Origin of the sequence: Mycobacterium syngnathidarum, from assembly GCF_001942625.1 — a bacterium.
GTDB classification, from domain to species: Bacteria; Actinomycetota; Actinomycetes; order Mycobacteriales; family Mycobacteriaceae; genus Mycobacterium; species Mycobacterium syngnathidarum.
In genome coordinates, this window is sequence record NZ_MLCL01000024.1 from 166,387 (window position 1) to 186,065 (window position 19,679).

17 protein-coding genes are annotated in these 19,679 nt (G+C 66.7%); 7 read left to right on the forward strand and 10 right to left on the reverse strand.

What is annotated here, in order from left to right; translation table 11 throughout:
- Positions 1-5 precede the first annotated feature (5 nt).
- Entirely contained in the window at positions 6-1,163 is a 1,158-nt protein-coding gene (locus tag BKG60_RS06990) for an acyl-CoA dehydrogenase family protein (protein WP_070944943.1), read from the forward strand.
- Between the two features lie 27 nt (positions 1,164-1,190).
- A complete protein-coding gene (locus BKG60_RS06995; protein WP_070944942.1) occupies positions 1,191-1,988 on the forward strand; it encodes an acyl-CoA thioesterase in 798 nt (265 codons plus the stop codon).
- On the opposite strand, the gene BKG60_RS07000 is transcribed toward BKG60_RS06995, so the two are convergent.
- Complete coding sequence (locus BKG60_RS07000; RefSeq protein ID WP_239252194.1) at positions 1,973-3,466, reverse strand: PucR family transcriptional regulator; 1,494 nt, start codon at positions 3,464-3,466, stop codon at positions 1,973-1,975. The two genes, BKG60_RS06995 and BKG60_RS07000, sit on opposite strands and share 16 nt — an antisense overlap.
- Before the next feature lie 128 nt (positions 3,467-3,594).
- Here BKG60_RS07000 and gabT point away from each other — a divergent pair, with 128 nt between their 5' ends.
- Both gabT and BKG60_RS07010 read left to right on the forward strand, forming a co-directional pair.
- The gene (gene gabT / locus BKG60_RS07005; protein WP_075909477.1) at positions 3,595-4,941 is read left to right on the forward strand and encodes a 4-aminobutyrate--2-oxoglutarate transaminase; all 1,347 of its coding nucleotides are present in this window, start codon (positions 3,595-3,597) and stop codon (positions 4,939-4,941) included.
- 25 nt (positions 4,942-4,966) lie between these two features.
- On the forward strand, positions 4,967-6,421 hold the full coding sequence (locus BKG60_RS07010; RefSeq protein ID WP_070944940.1) for an NAD-dependent succinate-semialdehyde dehydrogenase: 1,455 nt from the start codon (positions 4,967-4,969) through the stop codon (positions 6,419-6,421).
- Between the two features lie 9 nt (positions 6,422-6,430).
- Here BKG60_RS07010 and BKG60_RS07015 read toward each other — a convergent pair whose 3' ends face one another.
- Complete coding sequence (locus tag BKG60_RS07015; protein ID WP_070944939.1) at positions 6,431-6,808, reverse strand: hypothetical protein; 378 nt, start codon at positions 6,806-6,808, stop codon at positions 6,431-6,433.
- A 78-nt stretch (positions 6,809-6,886) separates the two neighbouring features.
- On the reverse strand, positions 6,887-8,776 hold the full coding sequence (locus tag BKG60_RS07020; RefSeq protein WP_070944938.1) for an acyl-CoA dehydrogenase family protein: 1,890 nt from the start codon (positions 8,774-8,776) through the stop codon (positions 6,887-6,889).
- A gap of 144 nt (positions 8,777-8,920) precedes the next feature.
- Here BKG60_RS07020 and BKG60_RS07025 point away from each other — a divergent pair, with 144 nt between their 5' ends.
- Positions 8,921-10,132, forward strand: a complete 1,212-nt coding sequence (locus BKG60_RS07025; protein WP_070187699.1) for a CaiB/BaiF CoA transferase family protein — start codon at positions 8,921-8,923, stop codon at positions 10,130-10,132.
- A 117-nt stretch (positions 10,133-10,249) separates the two neighbouring features.
- Here BKG60_RS07025 and BKG60_RS07030 read toward each other — a convergent pair whose 3' ends face one another.
- The 3 genes from BKG60_RS07030 to BKG60_RS07040 form a co-directional block, all read right to left on the reverse strand.
- Positions 10,250-10,567, reverse strand: coding sequence for a hypothetical protein (locus tag BKG60_RS07030; protein WP_070945047.1), 318 nt, complete (start codon positions 10,565-10,567; stop codon positions 10,250-10,252).
- Positions 10,567-10,953: a heme-binding protein gene (locus BKG60_RS07035; protein WP_070184936.1), complete on the reverse strand. Its 387-nt coding sequence runs from the start codon at positions 10,951-10,953 to the stop codon at positions 10,567-10,569. The genes BKG60_RS07030 and BKG60_RS07035 overlap by 1 nt, the downstream gene beginning before the upstream one ends.
- A 142-nt stretch (positions 10,954-11,095) precedes the next feature.
- On the reverse strand, positions 11,096-12,112 hold the full coding sequence (locus BKG60_RS07040) for an AraC family transcriptional regulator (protein ID WP_070944937.1): 1,017 nt from the start codon (positions 12,110-12,112) through the stop codon (positions 11,096-11,098).
- A gap of 152 nt (positions 12,113-12,264) precedes the next feature.
- Between BKG60_RS07040 and BKG60_RS07045 the strand changes: the two genes are divergently transcribed.
- Both BKG60_RS07045 and BKG60_RS07050 read left to right on the forward strand, forming a co-directional pair.
- Positions 12,265-14,604 carry an arylsulfatase gene (locus BKG60_RS07045; protein ID WP_070944936.1) on the forward strand — a complete coding sequence of 780 codons (2,340 nt, stop codon included), beginning with the start codon at positions 12,265-12,267 and terminating at the stop codon, positions 14,602-14,604.
- Positions 14,605-14,688: 84 nt separating this feature from the next.
- Positions 14,689-16,086 carry a DUF1254 domain-containing protein gene (locus tag BKG60_RS07050; protein WP_070945046.1) on the forward strand — a complete coding sequence of 466 codons (1,398 nt, stop codon included), beginning with the start codon at positions 14,689-14,691 and terminating at the stop codon, positions 16,084-16,086.
- Positions 16,087-16,254: 168 nt separating this feature from the next.
- Here BKG60_RS07050 and BKG60_RS07055 read toward each other — a convergent pair whose 3' ends face one another.
- From BKG60_RS07055 to BKG60_RS07070, 4 genes are all read right to left on the reverse strand, one after another.
- Positions 16,255-16,704, reverse strand: a complete 450-nt coding sequence (locus BKG60_RS07055) for an STAS domain-containing protein (protein WP_070944935.1) — start codon at positions 16,702-16,704, stop codon at positions 16,255-16,257.
- Between the two features lie 146 nt (positions 16,705-16,850).
- Entirely contained in the window at positions 16,851-17,471 is a 621-nt protein-coding gene (locus tag BKG60_RS07060; protein ID WP_070189501.1) for a LutC/YkgG family protein, read from the reverse strand.
- Complete coding sequence (locus BKG60_RS07065) at positions 17,468-18,943, reverse strand: LutB/LldF family L-lactate oxidation iron-sulfur protein (protein ID WP_075909445.1); 1,476 nt, start codon at positions 18,941-18,943, stop codon at positions 17,468-17,470. The genes BKG60_RS07060 and BKG60_RS07065 overlap by 4 nt, the downstream gene beginning before the upstream one ends.
- Positions 18,940-19,674 (reverse strand): (Fe-S)-binding protein, encoded by a 735-nt coding sequence (locus BKG60_RS07070; protein ID WP_070944933.1) that lies wholly within the window; start codon positions 19,672-19,674, stop codon positions 18,940-18,942. The genes BKG60_RS07065 and BKG60_RS07070 overlap by 4 nt, the downstream gene beginning before the upstream one ends.
- Positions 19,675-19,679: the final 5 nt, after the last annotated feature.

Here is a 19,679-nt window from a genome sequence, read left to right on the forward strand (position 1 = left end):
TCGGGATGGACTTCTCCCACGTCGAGCTCGCCGCGGAAGACCTGGCCTTCCGCGATGAGTTGCGGACGTTCCTGGCCCGGGTCGTTACGGACGAGGTGATCGAACGCGACCGTCAGACCGGCGAGAACTTCGACGAGACAGTGCATCTGGCCTTGGGCGCGGCGGGTTATCTGGCGGGTGACTACCGGGACGAGGCCGACGGCGGGTTCAGTGCCGTCCGGCGCCGGATCTGGGAACTGGAGATCGGCCGGGCCCACACCCCGTGGTTCCACTGGGGAACCACCGCGATGGTCGCCCACACGGTGGAGAAGTTCGCCGCACCGGAGCTTCTCGACGAGGTGTTGCCGGGCGTGTTGGACGGAAGCGTGCGGCTGTGCCTGGGTTACACGGAGCCCGAGGGTGGATCCGACGTGGCCACCTGCAAGACGCGCGCCGTAAGAGAAGCCGATGGATCAAGCTGGGTCATTAATGGCTCCAAGATGTTCACGTCGAATGCGCACAACGCCCAGTACGTTTTCTTGCTGACCAACTCCGACCCGGCCGCGCCCAAACACAAGAGCCTGACGATGTTCTTGGTGCCGCTGGATTCCGCGGGCGTCGAGATCCAGCCGTTGCGCACCGTGGACGGCGACCGCACCAACATCACCTACTACAGCGATGTCCGGATCGACGATCGGTACCGCGTGGGCGAGGTCAACGGCGGATGGACGGTGCTGCGCGGTGCGCTCGAGCTCGAGCACGGCACCTTTGAGCGCGAGACGCGCGGACTGCAGAAGCTGGCCACCATGACCGAGCACATCACCTTGATGGCCGAGGCGGTGGACCGCGTCGCGGCCGTCGCCCCCGACGATGCCGCGTCGCACTACCGGCTGGGCCGGGGCATCGCCCGCTTGGAAGCGGCGCTGAGCAGTCCCGACATGTACGGCCGTGTCGCGATCGCCCAAACCATGCGTGAGGTGTCGCCGGACCTGATGGACATCGTCGGACCCGCCGGTGCGCTGCCGGTCGGGACGGCCGGGGCCGCCGATGATGGGGGAGCCGAGTACATCTTCCGACTGGCGGGGCCGACCGGCATCTACGGCGGCACCCTTGAGGTGTTCCGCAACATGATCGCGCAGCAAGCGCTGGGCCTGGGCCGGCCCAGCTATGCGCCGGCAAAGTGAGTGCAGCCGCGTCGGTACTGTGGCCGGGTGCATCCCTTCGACAAGGCCCTGGAACTCGAACCGTCGGATGACGGACGGTGGCGCGGGCGGACCGTGCCGGAGTGGGCCAACATGGTGGGACCGTTCGGCGGCATCACGGCGGCCACCCTGGTGCGGGCGGTCGAGTTGCATCCGCAACGGCACGGCCAGCCCATCGCCCTGACGGTGAACTATGTGGCGCCGATCGCCGACGGCGAGTTCGACATCGTCACGAGGGTCGTCAAGACCAACCGGTCCAATCAGCACTGGATCGTCGAACTCAGCCAGGACGGTGAGGTCAAGACCACCGCGACCGCGATCTTCGGGCTGCGTCGCGACACCTGGGCGGACACCGAGGTGACGCCACCGCAGGTCCCGGCTCCCGAGGACACCGTGGCGTCGGCACCGCCTTTCGGCGTGGTGTGGTTCGACAATTACGACATGCGTTTCGCCGACGGCGCCATGCCCGACGACGGCGCGGAATCCGGCTCATCGACCACCACGCTGTGGGTTCGCAACAACCCGCCCCGGCCAATGGATTTCGCGGCGCTGGCCTCGGTGAGCGACATTTTCTATCCGCGGGTGTTCCTGCGCCAGGGCCAGTTCGTGCCTGCCGGGACGGTGTCGATCACCACGTACTTCCATGCCGACGACGAGCAACTTGCCGCCCAGGGCGACGAATTTGTGCTCGCCACGGCACGCGCGCAAGCATTTTCGCGTGGCTACTTCGACCAGACCGCGCACCTGTGGGGTCGCGACGCCACCCTGCTGGCCACCAGTCACCAGGTCGTCTATTTCAAGGGCTGAGGATTTTCCGGGGCAGACTGTAGGGCGATCCAAGCGCTCACCCGGGTCTGCGGATCATCGAGCTTGCCGGGCAACACCGCCTCGATGGCCGCGAGGCGATTGCGCACGGTGTTGCGGTGCAGGCCGAGTTCTTCGGCGACCTTGAGGCGCGAGCCGTGGTGGCGCAGGAAGCAGCGCAGAATTTCCATCTGCTCGGAATCGAGCCCGCGCAACCAGGATTCGGCAAAGGCGGCAGCTTTCCCGGGATCGATCAGACCGAGCGGGCCGTTGTCGATCACTTGATCCCAGACGACCACCCCGGACACCTCGGTGGCCTGGGCAAGTGCCAGCCCGGCCGTACGGTAGCCGGTCGCGCCATCGTCGGGCGTCACCGCGCGACCGACGCCGACCTGCATCCCGCCGGCGCTCAGGGCGGTACCGGTAGCCTCTGCCTGCGCAGGCTCGACGACCGCGCACAGCTCCCCGGCGTACAGCCCGGCAAGGATTCCGCGCCGCTCCAGGTAGGCTGCCGCGTCCTCGATGGCGGATTCATTCCCGGTGGCCCGCAGGAAGCGGACGTGCTTCGGCAGCTCGATTGCGGGCTGATCCACTGCCAGTACCAATTGTGCTGTGCGGTGATCGTTTTCGGTAAGTAGCTCCAGGGCGCGGCTGCGCAGGTGCCTGCGGGTCCAGGCGCGGCTGCGGTCCTGCTCGTCGATGAGCCCCAGGAGGGCGACCGCGGTCGTCACGGCCTGTCGCTGTCCTTCCGATGCCCTGGCCGGCGCCAAAGCCGACAGGTAGGTCGACGCCCGGCCGCGCAGTCCGATCGGGTGGACCGATACCGAGTGTGCTGGACCGGAATAGGCTGCAGCCGAACGCAATCCGTGCGCCTGCAAGCGTTTGACGTCATCAGCGACCTCGTCGAGGGGGAACTCCTTGCGGCGGGCGCCGATCGGACCCGTCACCACCCGGCCGTCGGGATTCATCAGGCACGTCGCCCCGTCGAGTGCTGCGGCCAGTGCACTGATGACGGCAACGGCGGGGTCCGGTTTGGCAGCAGCCGAGATGAGCTTGCGCTGCGTCTGCAGCGATTCGCGCGTCGCGGTGGACTCCTGTTCCTCCAGCAGATGCGCGACGTATCGGCTGATTGCGACAAAGGTGGTGCGGCGCGGTACCTCGAACAGATTCACCCGGTGCCTCCGGCAGGCATCGGCGAGCGGCACCGGCGTCTCGTCGTGGGTGAGGCCGACGGCGAAGCCCACCGCAGCCACCCCCGCGTCGGCGAGCCTGCGCACGTACCCGTCCCACTGGTCGTGCCAGTCGCCGGTTTCCAGCCCGGTTGTCAGCAGGATCTCCCCGCCCTCGAGGAAGGGCCCCGGATCGGCGAGCTCGCTCGTGGCCACCCAGCGGACCGGCGCGTCGCGGCGGCTGATCTCTACGGCGAGTAGTCCGAGACTGCTCACATCCAGGACCTCGCCGACCATGACCACGGGTGCCATTTTTGCACAATGTGTTGCGTCTATTTGTGCATCTCTGACATGCCGGTGATGCTCGCGGTTCCCTAGCGTGAGGTCCGACAACCGCCAGCAGCGTGAGGTCCGACAACCGCCAGCAGCAGGAGGAACACGTGAGCATCGCCGAGATCACGGGTGCAGCCGTCACCCAGGAACGCCGGCTCGTCACCTCCATCCCGGGTCCGGTCTCGCAGCAGATGCAGGCACGAAAGACCGCCGCTGTGGCCGCTGGCGTCGGGACCACCTTGCCCGTCTACGTAGTGGCCGCAGGCGGCGGAATCCTCGTCGACGCCGACGGCAACCAGCTCATCGACTTCGGTTCCGGCATCGCGGTGACCACCGTCGGCAACAGTGCACCCGCTGTCGTCGAGGCCGTCGCCGAGCAGGCCGCCGCGTTCACCCACACCTGCTTCATGGTCACCCCGTACGAGGGCTACGTGCGGGTGGCCGAGGAGCTCAACCGGCTCACCCCCGGTGACCACGAGAAGCGCAGCGTGCTGTTCAACTCCGGCGCCGAGGCGGTCGAGAACGCCGTCAAGATCGCGCGTGCCCACACCCGTCGACAGGCCGTCGTGGTGTTCGACCACGCCTATCACGGGCGCACCAATCTGACCATGGCGATGACCGCCAAGAATCAGCCGTACAAGAACGGGTTCGGGCCGTTCGCCGGTGAGGTGTACCGCGTGCCCACCTCATTCCCGTTCCGTGACGGCGAGACCGACGGCGCCGCTGCGGCGGCCCGCGCGCTCGATCTGATCGACAAGCAGGTCGGCGCCGACAACGTCGCGGCCGTGGTGATCGAACCCATCCAGGGCGAAGGCGGATTCATCGTCCCCGCACCGGGATTCCTGCCGGCTCTGCAGAACTGGTGCACCGCGGCCGGCGCGGTATTCGTCGCCGACGAGGTGCAGTCGGGCTTTGCCCGCACCGGCGCGATGTTCGCCGTCGAACACGACGGCGTCGTGCCCGATCTGATCGTCACCGCCAAGGGCATCGCGGGCGGCCTGCCGCTGTCGGCGGTCACCGGTCGCGCCGAGATCATGGATGCGCCGCAGGCCGGCGGCCTCGGTGGCACCTACGGCGGCAACCCGCTCGCCTGTGCCGCCGCGCTCGCGGTCATCGACACCATCGAGCGGGAGGGGCTGCTCGCCCGCGCGGTGGAGATCGAGGAAACCATGACCGGCCGCCTCAAGGCGATCGCCGCCGAGGATCCCCGGATCGGCGAGGTCCGCGGCCGCGGTGCCATGATCGCCGTCGAACTGGTCAAGGCGGGCAGCGCCGAACCCGACGCCGACCTGGCCAAGCAGGTCTCCGCCGCCGCCCACGCCCAGGGCCTGGTGGTGCTGACCTGCGGTACCTACGGCAACGTGCTGCGGTTACTGCCGCCGCTGTCGATGCCGGATCCCCTGCTCGAGGAGGGGCTGGACATCCTGGCCGCCATCTTCGCCGAGACCCGCTGACCTACGCCGACCTGTGGGAGCCGCTGTGAACACGCAGAATGCGATTGCCGAACTCGACGCCAAGCACGGCATCCTGATCGACGGGAAAGCCCGCGGTGCCGCCTCGACGTTCGAGGTGTACGACCCGGCCACCGGGCGGACCATCGCCGAAGTGGCCGACGGCACCGTTGCCGAAGCCCGCTCGGCCGTCGACGCCGCGCATCGGGCCTTCCCCGGCTGGGCCAAGACCAGCCCGCGGCAGCGCAGCGACATTCTGCGCCGGGTGTTCGACCTGATGGTCGCCGACACCGAGCGGCTGGCCGCCCTGATCTGCGCGGAGAACGGCAAATCGCTGGCCGACGCCCGTGCCGAGGTGGGTTACGCAGCCGAGTTCTTCCGCTGGTTCTCCGAGGAGGCAGTGCGGACCGACGGCGCCTACGGTGTCAGCCCCGCCGGCGGCACCCGCACCCTGGTCACGCACAAGCCGGTCGGGGTGGCGGCACTCGTGACGCCGTGGAACTTCCCGGCGGCGATGGCGACCCGCAAGATCGCCCCGGCGCTGGCCGCGGGCTGCACCGTGGTCCTCAAACCGGCGGCCGAGACACCGCTGACGGCGTTGGCGATCGCCGGAATTCTCTCGGCCGCAGGCGTTCCCGACGGCGTGGTGAACATGGTGCCCACCACCGACGCCGCCGCGGTGGTCGAGAACTGGCTGAGCGATGACCGGGTCCGCAAGGTGTCGTTCACGGGTTCCACCGGTATCGGTCGAATCCTGCTCAAGCAGGCAGCCGACCGGATCGTCAACGCAAGCATGGAACTCGGCGGCAACGCCCCGTTCGTCGTGACCGCCGACGCCGACGTCGAAGCCGCCATCGCGGGCGCCATGGTGGCCAAGTTCCGCGGCGGCGGCCAGGCCTGCACCGCGGCCAACCGCTTCTATGTGCACGCCTCGGTCGCCGACGAGTTCGTCTCCGGTTTCGGCGCCGAGGTGGCGGCACTGCGGGTGGGCCCGGCGTCGGACCCGGTATCGCACGTCGGCCCCTTGGTCAGTGAGCGCGCGGCCCAGCGCGTGGCTGCCGCGATCGAGGCCGCGGTGGCCGACGGTGCCGTGATCGCTGCGCAGGCGCAGGCCCCGGCCGAGGGCTGGTTCGTCGCGCCCACATTGCTGACCGGGGTCGCCCCGGACGCCGCGATCCTGGCCGACGAGATCTTCGGGCCTGTCGCGCCGGTTGTGGTGTGGGAAGACGAGGACGATCTCCTGCGGTGGGCCAACGACACCGAATATGGCTTGGCCGCATACGTTTACGCGGGTCGTCTGCAGGACGCGGTGCGTCTCGCGGAGTCCTTGGATGCCGGTATGGTCGGCATCAACCGGGGCATCGTGTCGGACCCGTCAACCCCGTTCGGTGGGGTGAAGCAGAGCGGTTTGGGTCGCGAAGGTGCCCGCGTCGGACTCGAGGAGTTCCAGGAGACGCAGTACTTCAGCGTCGCGTTCGACTGAACGGTCCGCTCAGAACGGCGCCGAGTGCTGCATCAAGCTCAACATCAGGACGACCATGCACAACAGGGAACTGAACATGATCAGGCCCATGACGACAACCACCAGCCACATCGTGCAGCGCTGCTTGCCGCGTGAGAGTTTCGCGATTCGCTCGTCCCGCATGAGTTCGTTTGCGACAAAGGCGAACTCGACCCGCGCGAGTTCGGCGTCGGCGGCCGGCGCGCCTGCGGATAACTCACGAAGGCGGGCCGCGGCGATGCCGACACCGACGCCGGCGAACCTCCGGCTCATCTGACGCGCCTGTCTGCGGGTGAGACGGTGATCGAAGGCATCCATCGAATGCGGCCACTGTCCCCATCCGCTGTGAGCGTCTGACGGGGTCGTCATAACGTATTGATCTTACGAGCGTGGCGCGTTGTGAGGAAGCCTGCGCCCGTGGCTTATTCACGTGTGCAAGGACATTTTTCACCGGATGACTCGGTGCACGTCCTCTGTCACGTCGCCGCCCTCTTGCGCGATCCACGGTCCTTCGATCGACGGATCGACGATCCCGTCTTCCAGCCACGTGTGGCGACCGGCGAGCACCTCATGGGCCAGCGTGCGGTCGGAGTCGTCGCTGTTGTCCCACAGCTGGGTGAACAGCTGCTCGGCCCGTACTCGCGATTGCCGGCAGAACGCGTCGGCAAGGTCCACCGCGGAGTCCGGTGCATCACTGCGGGCCCGGACGCAGGCCGCCGTCATCGCGAACAACTCCGCCCCGATATCGACGATCCGGCCCAGGAAACGTTGCTTGTATTCCAGCTTGCCCTGCCACCGCGACATCCCGTAAAAGGTGCTGCGGGCGAGTTTTCGGCTGGCCCGTTCGACGTACCGTAGGTGTTCGGCCAGCGGCCCGAATTCGGTGAACGACGTTGGCAGCTGCCCTTTTCCGGTGACCAGGGTGGGTAGCCAGCGCGCATAGAACTTCCCGGCCTGCGTCGCGGCTTTCGCCTTGTGTTTCAGGTCGGCGTCGGGGTCGATGATGTCGCCGGCCACCGACAGGTGGGCGTCCACCGCCTCGCGGGCCAGCATCAGATGCATGATCTCGGTGGAGCCTTCGAAGATCCGGTTGATCCGCATATCGCGCAGGATCTGCTCGACGGGCACGCCGCGTTCCCCGCGGGCGGCCAGCGACTCGGCGGTCTCGAAGCCACGGCCGCCACGAATCTGCACCAGCTCGTCGGCGATCAGCCACGTCATCTCCGAGCCGTAGAGCTTGGCCAATGCGGCTTCGATCCGGATGTCGGTACGGCCGGCATCGGCGAGCTCGCTGGCCAGTTCCACCATCGACTCGATGCCGTAGGCGGTGGCCGCGATGAACGCCACTTTGCCGGCCACGGCGTCGTGCTCGCCGACCGGCCGGCCCCACTGCACCCGTTCCCTGGACCATTCCCGGGCGATCTTCAGACACCATTTCGATGTTCCGGTACATACCGCGGGCAGCGAGAGGCGTCCGACGTTGAGCGTGGTCAGCGCGATCTTCAGGCCCTCTCCTTCGCGGCCGATCCGGTTCGCGGCGGGCACCCGCACATCGGTCAGCTTGGTCAGGCCGTTCTCGATTCCGCGTAATCCCATGAACGCGTTGCGGTTGGTGACGACGATGCCGGGGGTATCCGCCTCGACGACGAACGCGGTGATGCCGCCGCGGTGTCCCTCGCTCGGCGGCACCTGCGCCATGACCACCAGCAGGTCGGCGATGACGCCGTTGGTGGTCCACAGCTTGACGCCGTTGAGCAGGTAGTCGTCGCCGTCGGGGGTTGCGGTGGCGTGCAGTCGGGCCGGGTCACTACCGACATCGGGTTCGGTGAGCAGGAACGCGCTGATCTCCCGTGTGCACCGGGGCAGCCAGGTGCGCTTCTGCTCGGCGGTTCCGAACATCGACACCGGTTGCGGTACACCGATCGACTGGTGGGCCGAGAGCAGCGCGCCGAGCGCGGGGTGAACCGAGCCGACCAATGCCAGCGCTTTGTTGTAGTACACCTGCGACAGGCCGAGACCGTCGTACTCGGCGGAGATCTTCATGCCGAACGCGCCGAGGTCCTTCAAGCCCTGGATGACCTTGTCCGGGATCTGCGCGTCGCGCTCGATCACTGCGGCGTCGATCTGCGTCTCACAGAATTCCCGCAGCCTGGCCAGAAATGCCTCGCCTCGCTGCGTCGTGTCGGCCGCACCCCGCGGGTGCGGATGGACCAGATCCAACCGCAAGCGGCCGAGGAACAGTTCTTTTCCGAAGCTGGGCTGATGCCACTGGGCTTCTCGCGCCTGCTCGGCTACCTGCCTGGCCTGTCGTTCGTTGACTTCTCCGGTAGCGGTCATCGCCGGCCTCCAAACGTCCGTTCGCTGGGGGCATACCCGCGCCGATTTTGGCCGAAACGGTATTCGGCGGGGGAGACGGGAACCGGCAGGCTCTCGCTACACTTACCGTAAGTCCAACAGTTAGGAGCCGCGTTGATCAAGGTCATGCAGGGCGTGCGGGTGCTCGAGGTCGCGCAATTCACCTTCGTACCGGCGGCGGGAGCCATCCTCGCCGACTGGGGCGCCGACGTCATCAAGGTCGAGCATCCGGTGCGCGGCGACACCCAGCGCGGCTTCATCAACATGGGCGGGTTCCAACTCGACCCGAACCGCCACCCGCTGATCGAGCACCCCAACCGCGGCAAGCGCAGCGTCGGGATCGACGTCTCGACGCCCGGCGGGCAAGAGGTCCTCTACGAGATCGCCAAGACGGCTGACGTCTTTCTGACCAATTACCTGCCCGCCCAACGGCAGAAGAACAAGTTCGACGTCGAGCACATCCGGGCGGTGAACCCGAACATCATCTACGCCCGCGGCAGCGCCTACGGCGACAAGGGGTCCGAGCGTGATACCGGCGGCTTCGACGGAACCGCCTTCTGGACCCGCAGCGGCGTTGGCCACGCGCTCACCCCGGAGGCGATCAATGGCGCTCTGTCTCAAGGCATTCCAGCATTCGGTGATTCGATCGGCGGGATGAACATCGCCGGCGGTATTTCCGCGGCGCTGTTCCATCGTGAGCGGACCGGGGAAACCGCCGAGATCGACGTCTCGCTGCTGAGTACGGCGTGGTGGGCGGCCGGCGCGAGCGTCACCCAGGGCATGGAGACCGGTGAGACGATGCGCTCGCTGATGCCCGACGACGTCACCTCGGTGAACCCGTTCATGGCCAACTACCGGACCTCCGATGGCGGCACCATCAATCTGTGCATCGTCAGCCCGACGGGCTACATCCGCGACGCCTTCGAACATCTGGGATTGCCCGAGCTGGCCGATGACCCGCGGTTCTCCGATGTGCTCCCGTTGATCGAGAATGCCACCGAAGGCGTCGAACTGATCGCGAAGGCGATCGGCAGCAAGCCGTTCGAGTACTGGCGTCAACATCTCAAGACGATGAAGGGCCAGTGGGCGCCGTTCCAGAGCCTGGTCGATCTGAACACCGACGAGCAGGCGATCGCCAACGACATGGTGGTGGAGGTCGAGGCCGCCGACGGGGGTCAGCCGTTCCGGGTGGTGCGCGGGCCCGTGCAGTTCAACCACGAGCCGCTGGAGACCACCCGGGCACCCCAGGCCTCCGAGCACACCGAGATCGTGCTGATGGAACTCGGCATGGATTGGGATCGAATCGAAGAACTCAAGGACTCGGGCGCGATCGCCTGAGGTCGCGGCTGTCTGGCGGTCCCCCCTTCGCCGCTTTCTACCTGGGGGCTGTTGATCGCAAAGATCCCAACCCCTATGTGGAAAACGGTGACGGCACGGCCCGCCGCCTGGCGTGGACTAGTTGCAGCCGCCGGCGTGGACCCACCGGCCGTTGTAACCGATGCAGCCGCTGACGTTCGAGCCCGGGGGTGGTGGCGGCGGTGGTGGCGGGTCTTCCGGCAGCGGGGCGTAGTAGGCCGGCGGCGGCACATATGGGGCGACGGCGTCGGCGACGTTGACGCAGCCGCCCACCGAGATGCGGCGTCCGGCACTCGCACACACGTCGGCGGCGGCAGTGCCGGCGGGAGCGAGAACGATGGCGCCGGGCAACGCGGTGAAGGCGAGCGCGGCAGTCGCCGCGCGGAGCCAGGGTGAGCGTGACGATGAGGTGAACATCATTGTCCTAAAGGCTGATCAGGGGCCTTGATTCCGCAGCGATTGCGGAAGTCGGTCAGCGGCTGACGGATGCCGACGAGGTCGGCGTGTGCTTGCGGGTTCGCGTCGAAGAAGGCCTTGGTTTCTTGCGGGACCTCATCCTGCGGGCGGCCGTGCAGGTTGGTGTAGAAATCGTTGACGTCGGGGTGGGTCCACAAGTAGGTGGACGTCGCGGCCGCCACCCCCGAGGCGATACCGGCGAGATCTCCGGCCGTGCAGTTGGGCGGGCGCGGCGGCGGCTCGGCAGCCGCGGTCACCGGGCTGAACAAGGCCACGGCAACTCCGACGGCACCCGCTGCGACAGCGGGCACCACCCCGTAGCGCACGGTGGTCAGTGTGCGGGACACAGCGGGACTCCTTCCCGAGGTGGGCAGGTGCCGATTGCATCGCCCGGCGGGCCGAACATTAGCAGCTCGGCAGGGGGTGCGCGACGAATTGTTCGCTCGGCAAGGACGTGGCTTGGCTTGGCGTGCCGGTGTTTAGGGCTGTTTAGGGCCGCGCCGTCGAGGTCGACCGCGCATTGCGATAGGCTGTCGGGGTGGTGCCGAACCAGCGCTTGCACGCGCGGGTGAGCACGCTCTGCTCGGCGTAGCCGAGTTGGTGACACAACTGGTCGAGTCCGAGAGCAGTGTCGAGCAGCAGGCGTTGTGCGACGTCGCGACGCGTCTGGTCGACCAGATCGGCGAACGTGGCGTTCTCCGCGCGCAGCCGCCGTTGCAGCGCCTTGGGGTGCAGGCCGATGTGTCGGGAGATGTCGGTCAGGCCGACGGCACCGGTGGGTAGGAGCTGGCGTACCAGGCTGCGCACCAGTTGGCTGGCGGCCGGGTCGAATTCGCCCATCACACCGGCGAGGTAGTCGACCGCGGTCTGGTGGGCGAGGTGATCGGTGGGCAGTGGCCGTTGCAGGTCGGTGGTGCGCAGGGTGAAGCCGGCGACCGGTTCGAAAAAGCTGGGCGGGCAGCCGAAATAGGCCTGATAGTCGTCGGCGGGGGCAAGCGCGGGGTGGGGTAGGTGTACTGCGACGGGGCGGTACTCGGCACCGAGAAACAGCCGTAAGACCTGCAGCGTGACACCCAGAGACAACTCGACGGCCTGGGCTTGCGGCGGTGACGGATCCAGGACGTACTCGAATTCAAAGCGCCGCAGATCGGGGTCGAGGTGTGTGGTCACCCGCGCGGTGATCGACGGGCTGTAGGCCGCCATGAACTTGTCGAAGATCGTGAAGGCTTCGGCGACGGTGCCGGCGTTGCGTCCTGCCAGCCCGACCGGGCCGAGGATGTCGATACCTTGACGGAGCGCCAAACGCCGTCCGAAATCGGGGGTTTCGAGCACGGCAGCGGTGTCTTCGAGCATCTGGGCGCCATTGGGCAGGGAGATGAACCGGTCGTGGCGACCGACATCGTCATACGGAATGTGGGCTGCGGTGACCAGAGCGCGACTGTCCCCGCCGAGTTCGGTGACGAGCTGGTGAAAATTCGTCAGCGCCGTCCCCCGGATCACGGCCATGTCCCACAATGTCAAAGATTTGTCCCGAAATGTCAAGACAGCAGCTGTCAGTTTGCTGCAAAGTAGATGCCCGGGTCGGGGTGAATCGGCTGTGCGGCTTGCCCCCAGTGGTCGGCTACACAGCCCGAGTTCCTGTTGATGAGAGGGGCGCGGTGTCTGACGTGCAAGGTGACCAGTTGGTGGCGGCGGTTCTACCGGACGGCGGCGTCTTGCCGTTCCCGCCAGTTCCATCGGCCAGTATCGCGGGCCGCACGTTGCAGGAGTCGACGTACCAGCCGCGGCAGGTACCGAAGCGACTGCACGATGACTCGCCGAACATCGTCATCGTCCTCATCGACGACGCAGGCCCCGGCCTGCCCTCGACATTCGGCGGCGAGGTGCAGACCGCGACCCTGGATCGGATCTGCGCTGAAGGCGTGTCCTACAACCGCTTTCACACCACCGCCATGTGCTCGCCGACCCGGGCCTCGTTGCTGACCGGCCGCAACCACCACGAGATCGGCAACGGCCAGATCGCCGAGCTGGCCAACGACTGGGACGGCTACGCGGGCAAGATCCCGCGGTCGAGCGCCACCGTGGCCGAAGTGCTCAAGCAGTACGGCTACGCGACCTCGGCGTTCGGGAAGTGGCACAACACCCCCGCGGAAGAGACCACCGCGGCAGGGCCGTTCGAGAACTGGCCCACGGGTTTGGGTTTCGAGTACTTCTATGGATTCCTGGCCGGTGAGGCCTCGCAGTACGAACCGAACCTGGTGCGCAACACCACCGTTGTCGCCCCGCCGAAGACCGCCGAAGAGGGATACCACCTGTCGGAGGATCTCGCCGACGACGCCATCTCCTGGCTGCGCCGGCACAAGGCGTTCAACGCCGACAAACCGTTCTTCATGTATTGGGCCAGCGGTGCCATCCACGGCCCGCACCACATCATGAAGGAGTGGGCGGACAAGTACGCGGGTAAATTCGATGACGGCTGGGACGCTTACCGGGAGCGCGTCTTCGAGCGCGCCAAGGACAAGGGCTGGATCCCGCAGGACTGCGCCCTGACCGAGCGTGATCCTCAGCTCGCGGCGTGGGACGACATCCCCGAGGACGAGAAACCCTTCCAGCGCCGCCTGATGGAAGTGGCGGCCGGCTACGGCGAGCACGTCGACGTCCAGGTCGGCCGCATCGCCGACGAGCTCGAATCGCTGGGCTATTCCGACAACACTCTGTTCCTGTACATCTGGGGCGACAACGGGTCGTCGGGCGAAGGCCAGAACGGCACCATCGCTGAGCTGTTGGCGCAGAACGGGATTCCCACCACGGTGCGCCAGCACATCGATGCCCTCGACGAGCTCGGCGGCCTCGACGTCCTGGGTTCGCCTCTGGTCGACAACCAGTACCACGCGGCGTGGGCGTGGGCCGGCAGCACTCCGTACAAGGGAATGAAACTGCTCGCCTCCCACCTGGGTGGCACGCGCAACCCGATGGCGGTGCGCTGGCCGGCCAAGATCAACGCGGACGCCGCTCCCCGCGACGTGTTCCTGCATTGCAACGACATCGTGCCGACCATCTACGACATCGTCGGCATCGCACCGCCGCACACGGTGAACGGCGAACACCAGATGCCGCTCGCGGGATCCAGTTTCGCCCGCACACTGGCTGACCGAAATGCACCCGGCGGCAAGAAGACCCAGTACTTCGAGATCATGGGTAGCCGTGGCATCTACCACGACGGCTGGATGGCCTCGGCGCGCGGGCCGCGGCTGCCGTGGGTGCCGGGCCAGCCGCCGGGTATCGCCACCTGGACCCCCGACAACGACGTGTGGGAGCTGTACCACCTCGACGAAGACTGGTCTCAGGCCGACGATCTCGCCGCAGAGCAGCCCGAGAAACTCGCTCAGATGCGCGAGATGTTCATGGTCGAAGCCGCCCGCAACGCGGTGCTGCCCGTCGGCGGCGGCCTATGGGTTCCGGTCTATCACCCCGAGCTGCGCATCGCCCCGCCGTACAAAGAGTGGGAGTTCTCGGGGGACACCATCCGGATGCCGGAGTTCTGTGCGCCTGCGCTCGGCAACAAGAACAACGTCGTCACCATCGACGTCGACATCCCCGCCAATGCCAACGGGGTGCTGTACGCTCTCGGCGCCGCGGCCGGGGGGCTGACCCTCTATCTGGACGAGGGCCAACTCTGCTACGAGTACAACCTCTTCATCTTGTCGCGTACCAAGATCCGCTCTGCCGGCAAGGTGCCGCCGGGGCGGGCCACCATCACCGTGACCACCCAGTACGCCGATCCCCGCCCGGCCGGCCCGCTCGACATCACCGTTGCGCGCAACGGCGAAACACTCGCCAGTGGTCAAGTCCCGATCAGCGCACCGTTGTTGTTCACCGCCAACGACTGCCTGGACATCGGGACCTGCCTGGGTTCACCGGTATCGCTCGACTACCGCGAACGCGCACCGTTCCCGTTCGAGGGGCAGATTCACCGCGTGCACGTCGCCTACACCTAGCCGGCAGAAGACCCGAGAAAGGAACGACTTTTCGTGAAGAAGGATCGGCGCACGGCCAAATGGCTGGTCGCGCTCGGCACCACGATGCTGATGATGGCCACGCTGGCATGTTCGCCGTCGTCGCCGGAAAAGTCCGGCCAATCCGGCTCGGGGCAGCTGACACCCGACGAGGCCAAGGCCATCGCCCTGGATGCGTACGTCTACGGTTACTCCCTGGTCACCGTTGAGATGACGCGACGCGTCATGACCAATGTGGACAAGCCTGAAGCGCCGCGGGCTCCGATGGGGCAGCTCATGCGGATGCGGGAGTACCCCAACGCACAGTTCCGTGACGTCACCGCGCCCAACGCGGATACGCTGTACACAAACGGGTTCATCGACGTCAAGGATGAGCCCTGGGTGCTGAGCCTGCCGGACGCCCACGACCGCTACTACCTGTTCCCGATGCTCGACGGCTACACCAACGTGTTCGAGGTTCCCGGGAAGCGCACTACGGGCACTGGTCCGCAGACCTACGCCATCACCGGGCCCGGCTGGAAGGGCGCGCTGCCCGCAGGCGTGAAGGAGTACAAGTCACCCACCTCGACGGTGTGGCTGCTGGGCCGCATCTACTGCGATGGCACGCCCGAGGACTACGCCGCCGTGCACAAGCTGCAGGACGAGATCTCGTTGGTGCCGCTCAGCTCGTACGGCAAGCCCTACACCCCGCCGCCCGGCAAGGTCGATCCCTCCATCGACATGAAGACCCCGGTTCGCGATCAGGTCGAGAAGCTGAGCACCGAGGACTTCTTCAATCTGATGGCCACCCTGATGAAAGACAACCCGCCCGCCGAGGCGGACAAGCCGATCGTGGACAAGATGGCCGAACTCGGCATCGCACCGGGGGAGAAGTTCGACATCAACAAGCTCGGCTCCGATGTCGCGGCGGCTCTGCAGTCGGTTCCCAAAGAAGGGGTCGACAAGATCATGGCCCGCTTCAAAGAGTTGGAGGACGTCAACGGCTGGCGGTTCACCACCCAGACCGGTCAGTACGGCACCGACTATCTGCAACGCGCCGTGATCACCGCCATCGGGTTGGGTGCCAACCGGCCCCAGGACGCGGTCTACCCGACTTCTGAAGCAGATGCCGACGGCCAGGCCTACGACGGCGCCAACAAGTACACGCTGCACTTCGACAAAGGCCAGTTCCCACCCGTCAACGGGTTCTGGTCGCTGACCATGTACGACGAGGCATTCTTCTTTGTCGACAACCCGCTCAACCGGTACACGCTGAGCCAGCGGAACGACTTCGTCACCAACCCGGACGGGTCGGTCGATCTGTATCTGCAACGCGACAACCCCGGGCCGCAGAACGAAGCCAACTGGCTGCCCGCACCACACGGAAAGTTCAACCTCATGCTGCGCCTGTACTGGCCGAAGGAGACCGCGCCATCGATCATCGACGGCACGTGGAAGCCGCCGGCCGTCAGGAAGGTTTCCTGACAAGGATTACCAGGAACTTGCCAACGAAAACGAGGTGGCTGCCAGACCTCTGGCAGCCACCTCGTTTTCTCGGGTGTAGCGGTGAGCTAGATGTGCACCGCCCGGTGGCGATGACGGAGCAAGCGGGTCAACCAGCGAACATCGATCAACATTACGTCGGCCTTTCTGTCAGGCGCTTTTGATAAGCAGGGGGAGCAACCGGCGGCGTGCCGTATTGCCTTCGGCGAAGTGATGCAGGGCTTCTGGCACCGAGGAGCTGAGCGGAACGCCCACCTCCTGGCGGCGAATCTCGGTGACGACCGGCTGGCTGGCCACCACTGACCAGTCCACGCCGAGCTCACCGCACTTTTCGTCGATGTCGTAGAACAGTGAGATCGCCTGCGGTGCAAAGCTGTTCACGCTACTCAGATCGAGTGTCAGCGGCTTCTCCGCAAGGATGAACCGATTCACGTACGACGCGATCTGGTCGATGTTGTTGCTGTCGATATCTCCCTTGACGGTCACCACTGTCGCCAGCTGGCGGCATACCGCGCGCATGGATGCGCCCTCGCAGATGACTGCCGAGTTTCCGTACCGAAAGTGTCGATCCATTGCCGGGGTGTTGTTCGTGAATGTCATGATCAGCCTCCCGCCTTCTTTCCTGAGCTCTGGCTGAGCTCCGTCGCGTCAACCTGTCCACAAAGTTATGCGGGCAATCTAAGGCGGCTGGGTGCCAGCGTTAATACTTTGCTAAGAACCCTCGGGGGCTTACTCGTCGGTAAGGTTCACACGATCAGTACGTCGAGCGTTCGCGGTCCGTGGACGCCTTCTACGCGCTGTAATTCGATGTCGCTGGTGGCGCTGGGGCCGGAGATGAAGGTCAGCGGTCGTGTCGGCGCCAGCTCGGCGAACGCCTGCGGCACGGTGTCGACGATCTGGTCTGCCCGCACCACACAGAGGTGATGGTCGGGCACCAGGGTCAGCGCGCGCCGCCCCTGCGTGGGGCCGGCGTCCAGCACGATCGTCCCAGTCGCGGCGATACCGAGCGCGCATCCGGTCAGCACCGCATCGGCTCGGTCGAGTTGCTCGACGCCCAGCGCCGGCTCGTCGGCGACGGTGGTCAGCCCCGCCACCCATTCGGGCGGCACGTCAGCGGGGATGACCACGCTGGCGTGTGGTCCGACCAGTTCGCGGACCGTCGACGCGATCGCTGCGGCCTCGATGCGGTGTACGCGGGCCCGATACTCGGCGACCGTCGTGGCGAACCGTTCGACGTTGCCGGTGCCGGTCAGCGGCTCGCGGTGGTAGTCCCGCGGGACCACGACGGGCCGGGGCGGCGCGGACGCCAGGGCGGCACCGACCCGGCCGAGTACCGCGGCCCTGGCCTCGGGCGTCGGGCCGCTCATTCGTGGCCCCCGTCGTGCGTCCGGCTCCACCATTGCCGGAACGTCTCGGGTGGTGGTTCCGGAATGTCGCGGCTGGCGGTCCACTTCGACGCCGGCCAGGGCAGTGCGGAGATGCGGTGATCGCGCCCGGCGATCAGCCGCCCGGCGCTCAGAGCCTTCTCGCCCAACGAGAACCGGCCCGCACCGGCCATGGCCCAGCCCGCGACCTTCATGGCCAGGTCCTGCCCGGACGGAAGGACCCCTCGTGCTCCCCTTTCTTCGTCGACCTGCTGCGCGCGCAGGTGCACCAGGATCGACGGGATGTCGATGCGGACCGGACAGGCTTCGAAGCACGCGCCGCACAGCGACGAGGCGTACGGCAGGCTGGCGTTGGGGTCATCGTGGCCGGTGGTGCCGGTGAGCTGAGGACTCAGGATCGCGCCGATCGGTCCCGGATACACCGAGCCGTAGGCGTGCCCGCCGGTGCGTTCGTAGACCGGGCACACGTTCAGGCACGCACTGCACCGAATGCAGTGCAGGGCGGCGCGGCCCACCTCGTCGGCCAGCACCCTGGTCCGTCCGTTGTCCAGCAGGACCAGGTGGAACTCCTGTGGACCATCGCCGGGGTGCACACCGGTCCACATCGAGGCGTACGGGTTCATCCGCTCCGCCGTCGACGAGCGGGGCAGCAGCTGCATGAAGACCTCGAGATCGGCGAACGTCGGCACGATCTTCTCGATGCCCATCACGGTGATCAGCGTCCGCGGCAGCGTCAGGCACATCCGTCCGTTGCCTTCGGACTCCACGACCGCGAGCGTTCCGGTCTCGGCGATACCGAAGTTGGCACCGCTGATCGCGACGTTCGCGGTGAGGAACTTGCGGCGCAGATGTGCTCTGGCCGCCATGGCCAGTACCCGGGGATCGTCGGTGAGCTCACCGGCGTCGGGCATCTCGCGCATGAAGATCTCCCGGATCTCGGCGCGGTTGCGGTGGATGGCCGGCACCAGGATGTGGCTGGGTTTGTCGTGGCCGAGCTGCACGATGAGCTCCGCCAGATCGGTTTCGAAGGCGGCGATGCCCTGGGCTTCCAGGTGTTCGTTGAGTCCGATCTCCTGGGTGGCCATCGACTTGACCTTGACCACCTCGTCGGAGCCGGTGGCGCGGACGAGGTCGGCCACGATGCGGTTGGCCTCGTCGCCGTCGCGCGCCCAGTGCACCACACCGCCGCGCCGGGTGACGTTGTCCTCGAGCTGTACCAGCAGTTCGGGAAGCCGTGCCATCACGTCTTGCTTGAGGGCGCTGCCCGCGGCCCGCAGTTGCTCCCAGTCGTCGCATTCGCGAATTGCGTTGAGCCGCTTGGTGCGAATGGTTTGGGTGGCGTGGCCGATGTTGCGGCGCAACTGAGAGTCGGCGAGCGCGGTGCGGGCGGCTTGCGGAAACGATGCGTCGCCTCGGAGGTTGCCGACGCCGGGGGTGCCCAGGAAGGTGGTCATGGGTGGGCTGCCAGGATCTCGGCCAGGTGCACGGTGCGCACCCCCGCACGCAGCCGGCTCAGCCCGCCCCCGATGTGCATGAGGCACGACGAGTCGCCGGCGCTGCACACCTCGGCGTCGGTCTCCAGGACGTGGGCCATCTTGTCGGCCAGCATGGCCGTGGACGTGTCGGCGTTCTTGATCGCGAACGTTCCGCCGAAGCCACAACAGGATTCGGCCTCGGGTAGCGGCACCAGCGTCAGACCTCCCACATTGCGCAGCAGCCGCAGTGGTTTGTCACCCACCCCGAGCATGCGCAGCGAGTGGCAAGTGGGGTGATAGGTGACGCGGTGCGGATAGTAGGCGCCGACGTCGTCGACACCGAGCACGTCGATCAGGAACTCGGACAGCTCGTACGTCTTGGCGGCCAGGTTCTCGGCTCGGGTGGCCAGGGTTTCGTCGCCCGCGCGACGGGCCACCATCGCGTGCTGGTGACGCGCCGAACCCACGCATGAGCCCGACGGGGCGACCACGGCCTCGCAGTTGGCGGATTCGAAGGCCTCGACGTGATTGCGCACCAGCGCGGTGGCTTCCTTGAGATAGCCGGTGTTGACATGCATTTGGCCGCAACAGGTTTGGTCTTTCGGAAAGACAACGTGATGGCCGAGGCGTTCGAGTAGCCGCACGGTGGCGATCGCCGCGGGCGGGAACATGGCATCGGCCAGGCAGGTCGCGAACAGGGCGATTCGCATGCGTT